General features: G+C 67.9%; 9 protein-coding genes. 3 read left to right on the forward strand and 6 right to left on the reverse strand.

Annotation, left to right across the window (positions count from 1 at the left end; genetic code table 11):
* Nucleotides 1–83: 83 nt before the first annotated feature.
* The 4 genes from ACIHFB_RS39620 to clpS form a co-directional block, all read right to left on the reverse strand.
* Entirely contained in the window at nucleotides 84–506 is a 423-nt protein-coding gene (locus ACIHFB_RS39620; RefSeq protein WP_365283318.1) for a M67 family metallopeptidase, read from the reverse strand.
* Between the two features lie 143 nt (nucleotides 507–649).
* A complete protein-coding gene (locus ACIHFB_RS39625; RefSeq protein WP_365283320.1) occupies nucleotides 650–2086 on the reverse strand; it encodes an amino acid permease in 1437 nt (478 codons plus the stop codon).
* A gap of 319 nt (nucleotides 2087–2405) precedes the next feature.
* Nucleotides 2406–3008: a DUF2017 domain-containing protein gene (locus tag ACIHFB_RS39630; protein ID WP_365283322.1), complete on the reverse strand. Its 603-nt coding sequence runs from the start codon at nucleotides 3006–3008 to the stop codon at nucleotides 2406–2408.
* A gap of 41 nt (nucleotides 3009–3049) precedes the next feature.
* Nucleotides 3050–3367, reverse strand: coding sequence for an ATP-dependent Clp protease adapter ClpS (gene clpS, locus ACIHFB_RS39635; protein WP_089106662.1), 318 nt, complete (start codon nucleotides 3365–3367; stop codon nucleotides 3050–3052).
* A gap of 180 nt (nucleotides 3368–3547) precedes the next feature.
* Here clpS and ACIHFB_RS39640 point away from each other — a divergent pair, with 180 nt between their 5' ends.
* A complete protein-coding gene (locus tag ACIHFB_RS39640) occupies nucleotides 3548–4894 on the forward strand; it encodes a nicotinate phosphoribosyltransferase (RefSeq protein ID WP_365283324.1) in 1347 nt (448 codons plus the stop codon).
* Nucleotides 4895–5023: 129 nt separating this feature from the next.
* Nucleotides 5024–5608: a nicotinamidase gene (locus tag ACIHFB_RS39645; RefSeq protein ID WP_365283326.1), complete on the forward strand. Its 585-nt coding sequence runs from the start codon at nucleotides 5024–5026 to the stop codon at nucleotides 5606–5608.
* A 33-nt stretch (nucleotides 5609–5641) separates the two neighbouring features.
* Here the strand turns inward: ACIHFB_RS39645 and ACIHFB_RS39650 are convergent, their stop codons facing one another.
* Both ACIHFB_RS39650 and ACIHFB_RS39655 read right to left on the reverse strand, forming a co-directional pair.
* A complete protein-coding gene (locus tag ACIHFB_RS39650; RefSeq protein WP_365283328.1) occupies nucleotides 5642–5977 on the reverse strand; it encodes a hypothetical protein in 336 nt (111 codons plus the stop codon).
* Nucleotides 5978–6110: 133 nt separating this feature from the next.
* A complete protein-coding gene (locus ACIHFB_RS39655) occupies nucleotides 6111–8453 on the reverse strand; it encodes an immune inhibitor A domain-containing protein (RefSeq protein ID WP_365283330.1) in 2343 nt (780 codons plus the stop codon).
* Nucleotides 8454–8821: 368 nt separating this feature from the next.
* Between ACIHFB_RS39655 and ACIHFB_RS39660 the strand changes: the two genes are divergently transcribed.
* A complete protein-coding gene (locus ACIHFB_RS39660) occupies nucleotides 8822–9082 on the forward strand; it encodes a hypothetical protein (protein ID WP_365283332.1) in 261 nt (86 codons plus the stop codon).
* Nucleotides 9083–9152 lie beyond the last annotated feature (70 nt).

Below are 9152 nucleotides of genomic sequence, written 5' to 3' on the forward strand. Positions count from 1 at the left end.
TCGTATCGATTCCCGGTCCGGCTCCTGGAATGTGATCTCGCATTTCGGACACATTTCATCCGCAGTACGAGATCGGGACGGGATCAGTACGACTCCACCACCCTGACCTCCTCCTCCGTCACCTCGCCCTCCACGATCCGGAACGAGCGGAACTGGAACGGACCGGCGTCGTCCGTGTCCGCGGTCGACACCAGGACGTAGTGGGCGCCGGGCTCGTTGGCGTAGGAGATGTCGGTGCGGGAGGGGTAGGCCTCGGTCGCCGTGTGGGAGTGGTAGATGACCACCGGCTCCTCGTCGCGGTCGTCCATGTCGCGGTAGAGCCTGAGCAGGTCGCCGGAGTCGAACTCGTAGAACGTGGGCGACATGGCCGCGTTCAGCATCGGGATGAAGCGCTCGGGGCGGTCCGAACCCGCCGGGCCGGCGACGACGCCACACGCCTCGTCGGGATGGTCCTTGCGCGCGTGCGCGACGATCTGGTCGACGAGTGCCTGGGTGATGGTCAGCATGTTCGTCAGGATAAGCAGAAGGCCGCCCCGTACCGAAGGGTGGTACGGGGCGGCCCATATGCCGGACGTTCTGAGCGGCAGCCGCGGGGAGTGCCACGAGTACTCCCGCGCGGCTGAACGTCCGGGGCACCGATGCCGGCGGCTCAGCCGACCTTGTCGAACTCCGGCTCGCCGCGACGGTCGGTGATCTGCGGGTTGCGGCTCTTGAGGATCGCCCAGCCGATGCCCAGGGCTACGGCCCAGCCCGCCATGACGTAGAGGCAGACGCGGGAGTCGGCGTCGTACGCGATCAGGCAGGTGACGAAGAGCAGGAACGCGATGGCGACGTACGAGCACTTCGCACCACCCGGCGCCGGGAACGACGACGCCGGCAGCCGCCCCGCCTCGACCGCCCGGCGGTAGAGGACGTGGCTGATCAGGATCATCAGCCAGGTCCAGATGCCGGCCGCGGTGGCCACCGAGACGACGTAGCCGAATGCCTTCTCCGGGACGATGTAGTTCAGGACGACGCCGATGCCCATGAAAAGCACGGAGACGGTGATGCCGAAGGCCGGGGTCTTCGACGTCGACAGCTTGCTGAACACCTTGGGGGCCTCGCCGTTGTCGGAGAGGGTGCGCAGCATGCGGCCCGTGGAGTACATGCCGGAGTTGCAGGACGACAGGGCCGCGGTCAGGACGACGAAGTTGACGATTCCCGCGCCGGCCGGGATGCCGATCTTGGCGAAGGCCGCGACGAAGGGGCTGACGCCTTCCGCGAACTCGGTCCACTTCACCACGCACAGGATGACGGTGAGGGCACCGACGTAGAACAGCGCGATCCGCCAGGGCAGGGTGTTGATCGCCTTGGGGAGGGTCTTCTCCGGGTTCTCGGACTCGCCGGCCGTGACACCGACCAGCTCGACCGCGAGGTAGGCGAACATGACGCCCTGGAGGGTCATCAGGGACGAGCCGATGCCCTTGGGGAAGAAGCCGTCGAAGGCCCACAGGTTGGAGACGGCGGCGGTGTCACCGGCGGAGCTGAAACCGAAGGTGAGCACGCCGAGACCGATCACGATCATGCCGATCAGTGCGGTCACCTTGACCATCGAGAACCAGAACTCGATCTCGCCGAACAGCTTGACCGAGATCAGGTTGGCCGCGAACAGGACGACCAGGAAGACCAGGGCCGTGACCCACCGCGGGATCGACGGGAACCAGTAGTTGACGTAGATCGCGGCGGCCGTCAGCTCGGCCATGCCGGTGACGACCCACATCAGCCAGTACGTCCAGCCGGTGAAGTAGCCGAAGAACGGGCCGAGGAATTCACGGGAGTACTCCGCGAAGGAGCCCGAGACCGGCCGGTAGAGCAGGAGCTCGCCGAGCGCCCGCATGATGAAGAAGATGATCACGCCCGCGAGGGCGTACATGAGGATGAGGCTGGGTCCGGCCTTGGCGATGTTCGCCCCGGCTCCCAGGAACAGGCCGACGCCGATCGCGCCGCCGATGGCGATCATCTGGACCTGGCGACTGCCGAGTCCGCGCTCGTACCCCTCTTCCGACTCCTCTGGGCCCTTGTCCGTGTCGACCTGAGCGGAGGTCATGTGTGGTGCGCCTTTCTCCATGCCGACCCGGGCCTTCGTCGGCCTCGGATCGGGTCTCGATCCCCCCGGATTGCTGGAGCGTTGTGCCTAACCGGCGGTCTGCCGATCGGTGGCGCACCCGGCGGAACAATGGGTGGTGTTCGCCGGGCGGTCGTGAAGATTTATCACGGCCGCAATACTGATCACCTTGACGGCGTGTGGCGCACACCACAGGGAGAAGTGGACAAAGAACGCCCAGAGGGTTCATACGCGGCCGCTGCGGTGACGGGATCGTTATCCGGATTTGAGCGTCCGCTGAGCGAACACGGAACCACCACAATCACGGCATAAGTGTGGAGACCAAGGTCTCCTGGAGCCCGCCCAGCCACAGATACGCCATCACCATCGGCTTGCGCGGGTCCTCGTCCGGGAGGCGGTAGAGGAGGTCGGTGTCCTCCTCGGCCGTGATGTCGAGCCGGGATCCGATCGCGAGGCGCAGGTCGTTGAGGGCGTTGAGCCACTGCTTGGACTCCTCGTCCGACAGCTTGAGCACCGCCCCGCCCTCGTCGACCGGGCTCAGCGCGTCCAGGCAGCGGATCACCACGAGGGCGTTGTCCCGCTTGCCGGCGCGCAGGTCGTTCTCGGTGTAGCGGCGGAACTCCGCGGAGTACGCCTTCTGCTCCGCGGCCTCCTCGGCCTGCGGCGCGGCCTCGGGGTCGCTGTAGGCGTCCGGGAAGAGGCGTCTGAGGACGGGGTCGGCGGGCGGCTCGCTCGGGCCGTCGGTGAACAGCTCGGCCAGCGGGTCGTCGGAGGCGTCCTCGCCGGGGCCGGGGCCGATGAGTTCCAGGAGCTGGACGGCCAGCGACCGGATGATGGAGATCTCGACGTCGTCGAGTGCGACGGCCGCGCCGCCGCCGGGGAGCGGTTCGAATTGACCTGGCATGAAGTGAGTTCGCTACTTCCGGTCCTGCGAGCGGGTTCGGTCTATTTCCGGTCCTGCTGAAGGGTGGCCCACAGACCGTAGCCATGCATCGCCTGCACGTCGCGTTCCATCTCCTCGCGGCTTCCGCTGGAGACGACCGCCCGGCCCTTGTGGTGGACGTCGAGCATGAGCTTGGTGGCCTTGTCCTTCGGATAGCCGAAGTACGTCTGGAAGACATAGGTCACGTAGCTCATGAGGTTGACCGGGTCGTTGTGCACGATCGTGACCCAGGGGACGTCCGGCTCGGGTACGGCGAAAACCTCCTCCGCCGACTCGGTGCGTTCGATCTCTACGGGAGCGGGTGACGTCACAAGGCCCATGCTGCCACCGGAGGGGGGTGGTCGCACAAATGCGCCTGCGATCGGCCCCGGATCGACCCCAAATCGTCAGACTGACGAGATGGGGGTACCATCCGTAGTCATGCTGCACACACCGGGGGACAGCCCCCGGACCCCCGGCCGACGCCGGGGTACCCGGAAAGTCATTGCTAGGAGAGCTCGGTGAGCGTTGCGGACCTTGGGCTGCCGGTGGATGTTCCCTCGACGGCGCTCTTCACGGACCAGTACGAGCTGACGATGTTGCAGGCCGCGCTGAGGGCGGGCACCGCCGAGCGGCGGAGCGTGTTCGAGGTCTTCACCCGGCGGCTGCCGAACGGACGGCGCTACGGCGTCGTCGCGGGCACCGGACGCGTCCTGGACGCGGTCGAGAACTTCCGCTTCGACGCGGACGTCCTCGGCTTCCTGCGCGAGGGCGGGATAGTCGACGAGGAGACCCTGGCCTGGCTGGCCGACTACCGCTTCAGCGGTGACATATGGGGCTACCCCGAGGGCGAGGTGTACTTCCCGGGCTCGCCGATCATGCGGGTCGAGGGCTCCTTCGCCGAGTGCGTGCTGCTGGAGACCGTGATCCTGTCCATCCTCAACCACGACTCCGCGATCGCCGCGGCGGCGTCCCGGATGTCGTCGGCCGCCGGGGGCCGGCCCCTGATCGAGATGGGCGCCCGCCGCACCCATGAGCTCGCGGCCGTCGCCGCCGCCCGCGCGGCGTACGTCGGCGGCTTCGCGACCACCTCCGACCTGGCCGCCGGTTTCCGCTACGGCATCCCGACGGTCGGCACGTCCGCGCACGCCTTCACCCTGCTCCACGACCACGAGCGGGACGCCTTCCAGGCCCAGGTGAACTCGCTGGGCCGGAACACGACGCTGCTCGTGGACACCTACGACGTCACCGAGGCGGTCCGTACGGCGGTGGAGGTCGCCGGGCCCGAGCTGGGTGCCGTCCGGATCGACTCCGGGGACCTGCTGCTGGTCGCGCACCGGGTGCGGCAGCAGCTGGACGAGCTCGGCGCGACCGCCACGAAAATCATCGTGACCTCGGACCTGGACGAGTACGCGATCGCCTCGCTGGCCGCCGCGCCGGTGGACGCGTACGGCGTCGGCACGCAACTGGTGACGGGATCCGGCCATCCCACCTGCTCCATGGTGTACAAGCTGGTCGCCCGAGCCGAGTCCGCCGACCCGACGGAGCCACTGGTTCCGGTCGCGAAGAAGTCCAGTGGAGGCAAAACCTCCATCGGCGGCCGCAAGTGGGCCGCTCGACGACGGGACGCGGACGGGGTCGCCGAGGCCGAGGTGGTCGGCACCGGACCGGTCCCCGGCGACCTGGCCGACCAGCAGCTTCTCGTCGAGCTGGTCAAGGGGGGTGACGTGGTCGCACGCGAACCGCTGGACGTCCCCCGCGACCGGCACATCGCCGCCCTCGCGAAACTGCCGCTGTCCGCCACCCAGCTGTCGCGCGGGGAACCCGTCATTCCGACCGAGTACGCGCACGAGCGCCCGGGTAGCTAGAGCGGGTGCCCTCGAGAGCGCCCTGAAATGCCCCCTCCCCTAGGGCGCTCCCAGTCTCTAGGCTCGTAACTTCACACCGGCGGGCCCGCACCTGATCCACCCCGACCCCATAGTCGAAGGACACCGACCATGCGCCGCGCCTTGATCGTCGTAGACGTGCAGAACGATTTCTGCGAGGGGGGCAGCCTCGCGGTGGCCGGGGGTGCCGATGTGGCCGCCGCCATCACCGAGCTGATCGGGCAGGCGCCCGCCGGCTACCGGCATGTGGTGGCGACCCGCGACCACCACATCGCACCGGGCGGACACTTCGCCAGCAATCCCGACTTCGTCCACTCCTGGCCGGCCCACTGCGTGGCCGGCACCGAGGGCGTGGGCTTCCACCCGAACTTCGCGCCCGCGGTCGCCTCCGGCGCGATCGACGCGGTGTTCGACAAGGGGGCGTACGCGGCGGCGTACAGCGGGTTCGAGGGCGTCGACGAGAACGGCGTGACGCTGGCGAGCTGGCTGCGGGCCCGTGAGGTCGACGAGGTGGACGTGGTGGGGATCGCCACCGATCACTGCGTACGCGCCACCGCACTCGACGCCGCCCGCGAGGGCTTCCGTACCCAGGTGCTGCTGGACCTGACCGCCGGGGTGGCCGAGCAGACCACCGAGCGGGCGATCGAGGAGATGCGGGAGGCGGGCGTGGAGCTCTCCGGCAAGCCGGTCGTCTGAGCGACGGCCCGGCACGACACCGCCCGCGCAGCGCTACGCCGGAGCCGCCGGCCGTCTCCGCAGCGCCCTGATCGGATGCCACAGCTCCTGCGACAGGACGGGGACGCCGTCGTCCGGCGCCGTGCGCCATATCAGGCCGTCGGGGTGGTGGAGGACCGCGGTGATCTCGTCAGGGGTCGGCGGGGACGCGTTGCCGCGCAGGTAGACCGCACGCATACCCAGATTGCGCAGCCTGGTCAGGGCGCGCGCTCGGTTCTGGGCGTGCACGAGGACACGTACGCAGCCCGTGCCGTCGACGGTGGGGCTGGGCAGATTCAACGCCACCACCACGCTGCCGGTCGGCAGCCTGCAGAAGCCTCCTACGGCCATTCAGTCACTTCCCCGTTCCCAGCGGTGCACCAGCGGTGTCAATAAGAGAACCACAGGACGCACCTAAACACGGAACGGCGGCAACCCGCCAGGGGCTGCCGCCGAATCGTGCTCTGACCTGCGGAAATGCTGGTTACTTCACCGCGGGGCCGACTTCGAGCGAGATCGTCGAGCCGTTCTTGGCCTCCTTGACGATCTTGATCTTGGTGTTGGTGTCAGTGATCTTGACGCCCGCCGTGGGGTTGGACGCGTCGTAGTAGGTGCTGGTGTGGTCGTTGAAGACCGGCACCCCCTTCTGCGACGGGATCCGGGTCGCGACGTCCGCGTTGTGCAGCGTGATGCCGTCCGTGCGGTAGAGGCTGAACGGCGAGTCGTACGCCTGGATGCGGTTGCGCATCAGCGTGCCGTCGGACCACTTCAGCGCGGTCGGGTGGGAGTCGACCGGGAGCACCAGACCGGTGCCCTTGTGCTGGCTGGTGTTGTTGTCCGCCTGGGAGGTGTCCCACTTCCAGACCAACAGGCCGTTCTGGTACGGGTAGTGCTCCACCCAGCTCGGACGGGTCGTCGAGAAGCCGAAGTTGTACGGGCCGACCTTGAGGGTCTTGTCGTACGACACGTACTGGCGGTTCTCGGCGATGTAGTACTGCGCGTAGTCCTTGGTGAACGAGGCGCCGACGCGGGAGAACCCGGTCGCCGTCCAGGCGGCGTCCGCGGTCTCGGCGTTGTCGGTGAACAGCGCGCTGCCGTCGGCCGTCACGGTGATCGAGTCGGCGGCGAAGCCCTTCTGCGCGACACCACCGTCGGTGGAGTAGCGGAAGCGGAGTTGGATGCTCTTGCCGGCGTAGGCGTCGAGCGGGTACGACAGCTTCTTGTAGCCGTCGACCGTGCCGCTGAGGGCGGGGTTGCCGCTGCCGTCACGCGGGATCGCCTGACCGTCCACCGTGCCGTCCACGGCGGTCCAGTTGGCGCCGCCGTCGGTGGAGACCTCGGTGTAGAGGTAGTCGAAGTCCTTCTCGATGTCGTAGAAGCCGTCGAGGGTCAGCGTCGCCGACGCCTTGCCGGTGAGGTCCACGGAACGCGTCAGCGTGTTGCGCAGGTCGTTGCCGCTGCCGCTCCACCACTGGTTCGCGCCCTCGGCCGGGGCGACGATCTCGGTGGTGACCTCCTTGTCGGGCAAGGAGACCACGAGGGCCTGCTTGTTCTTGGTGTTGTACTCCGCGACGCCCAGCGTGTGCTTCGACTTCGTCGCGGCCTTCGCCGTGCCGTAGTTGAGCCAGCCGAGCTGGAGCTTGTCCCAGGCGGTCATGTCGCCGGGCAGGTCACCGATGGTGTCCTCGCCGGTGCCGAGCCAGGAACCGGAGGACATCAGGGTCCAGAAGCCGGTGGAGTTCTCGCCGCCGGCGGTGTCGTAGTGGTCCGGCAGACCGAGGTCGTGGCCGTACTCGTGGGCGAAGACGCCGAGTCCGCCGTTCTCCGGCTGGATCGTGTAGTCGCCGACCCAGATGCCGGTGTCGCCGATCTGGGTGCCGCCGAGCTTGTTGTTGTCGGGGCCCGTGGCGCCGGCGTCGGAGCCGAAGGCGTACCAGCGGTGCGCCCAGATGGCGTCCTCGCCCTGTGCGCCGCCGCCCGCGGACTCGTCCTCACCGGCGTGCACGATCTGGAAGTGGTCGATGTAGCCGTCGGCCTCGTTGAAGTCGCCGTCGCCGTCGAAGTCGTAGCGGTCCCACTGGTCGTACTCGGCGAGCTTGGCCTTGATCTCGGCGTCGGTCTTGCCGGCCGCCTTCTGGCCCGCGGCCCACGCGGTGACGCCGTCCTGCACCGCGAACCAGGCGCAGTTGTCGGGGTCGCACTTGTTGGAGCCGTAACGGGCCTCGTTGTAGGGCACCTTGACCCAGTCGGCGACCTCGCCCTCGACCGAGTAGCGGCCCGAGGACTGCTTCTCGTAGTAGGCCTTCATCGAGGAGGAGCCCTCGCCGAAGTACAGGTCCTGGAAGTGCTCCTGGTTGTAGTCCGCCTGCCAGGCCGTGCTGTTGTCCTGCGCACGGTCCGGCTCGGCTATCTGGTTGTGCAGCGGGCCGGGCGTGCCGCCGTAGCGGGGGTCCGTCTGGTCGCCGAACTCGACCAGGATCGTGAAGATCTTGTCGGTCTTCTCGCGGCCCAGCTCGACGTACTTGCTGTCGCCCTTCTTGCTCTTCAGCTGGACGACCTTGGAGCCGTCGCGCTCCTTGACCTGGGCGTCGCCGGAGAGGACCTGGTTCAGGGCCTCCTGACGCTGCGCCTCCTGGGTCTTGCTGAACGGGCCGTCGAGGTCGTGGTCCTCCGTCTGCTTGGCCGGCTGCGGGTCGTGCCGGTTCACGGCAGCCGGCTCGGCGGTGGTGTCGGCCTGCGCCACGGCGTAGGTGGAGATGGTGGCCGTGGCGGCGGCGAGCGCGACGGTCGTCGCGGCCGCTCTGAACGTCCAGGGTCTTCTGGTCACTTGAGATCCTCCCCCGCGTCAGGGCACGCGGAAGGGGGTCCGGTCATGGAAAGTCCGCGTGCGCGTGAGAGACGCGTGTAGTCAAGTGACGACATTTGACTAGAGGTTGAATGGAAAAGACAGACCTTGACTTGAGCAGGTCAAGTGCATTACTGGGGCCTTGCTAGCGGGCGCGTGGGCCCGTCCACTGGGTGGACGATGTGACTCGATGCGCCCCCCATGCACCGATACTGTTGGTTAGGTCACGCTTACCGTTCGTTCCGCTCGGGCATGCCTGCGATTAGAGTCGGTTGGCGGAATGTTCGGCAGCCGGCGGAATGCCAGGCCGGCGCCCCCTCTCACCCCCATTTTCCGAGGACACGATTGCCATGCCTCGTCCGACTGCGCCTCGACCGAACGCCGCACAGCTCGTCTACGGTTCATGCACCGTGATCTTCTCGACCCTCGCCATGCTGCTGCTGTCACAGACAGGTTCAGGTGTGGGGATCGCGGTCATCGCCCTCGCGGCGCTCGCCCTCGGGCTCCTCGTCGCCATGACGGTTCCCCTGCCCAAGCCGAGCAGCGCACCCGCGCCCTCGGCGGAGGCCGCACCGGAGCGCGTACCGGTGAACTCCGGCAAGGCGGCCTGAACTTCACCAGCTGAACTTCAAGATCCGGTCTTCGCGATCCGATCTGCTACGACGACCGGCGGGCCCGTGG

The sequence above is a fragment of the Streptomyces sp. NPDC051963 genome (assembly GCF_044593495.1).
GTDB lineage: Bacteria > Actinomycetota > Actinomycetes > Streptomycetales > Streptomycetaceae > Streptomyces.

What these genes read in the sequence shown, in the direction of transcription:
- ACIHFB_RS39620 (WP_365283318.1), bottom strand. Translation starts at nt 506, where the DNA reads ATGCTGACCATCACCCAGGCACTCGTCGACCAGATCGTCGCGCACGCG.
- ACIHFB_RS39625 (WP_365283320.1), bottom strand. Translation starts at nt 2,086, where the DNA reads ATGACCTCCGCTCAGGTCGACACGGACAAGGGCCCAGAGGAGTCGGAA.
- ACIHFB_RS39630 (WP_365283322.1), bottom strand. Translation starts at nt 3,008, where the DNA reads ATGCCAGGTCAATTCGAACCGCTCCCCGGCGGCGGCGCGGCCGTCGCA.
- clpS (WP_089106662.1), bottom strand. Translation starts at nt 3,367, where the DNA reads ATGGGCCTTGTGACGTCACCCGCTCCCGTAGAGATCGAACGCACCGAG.
- ACIHFB_RS39645 (WP_365283326.1), top strand. Translation starts at nt 5,024, where the DNA reads ATGCGCCGCGCCTTGATCGTCGTAGACGTGCAGAACGATTTCTGCGAG.
- ACIHFB_RS39650 (WP_365283328.1), bottom strand. Translation starts at nt 5,977, where the DNA reads ATGGCCGTAGGAGGCTTCTGCAGGCTGCCGACCGGCAGCGTGGTGGTG.
- ACIHFB_RS39660 (WP_365283332.1), top strand. Translation starts at nt 8,822, where the DNA reads ATGCCTCGTCCGACTGCGCCTCGACCGAACGCCGCACAGCTCGTCTAC.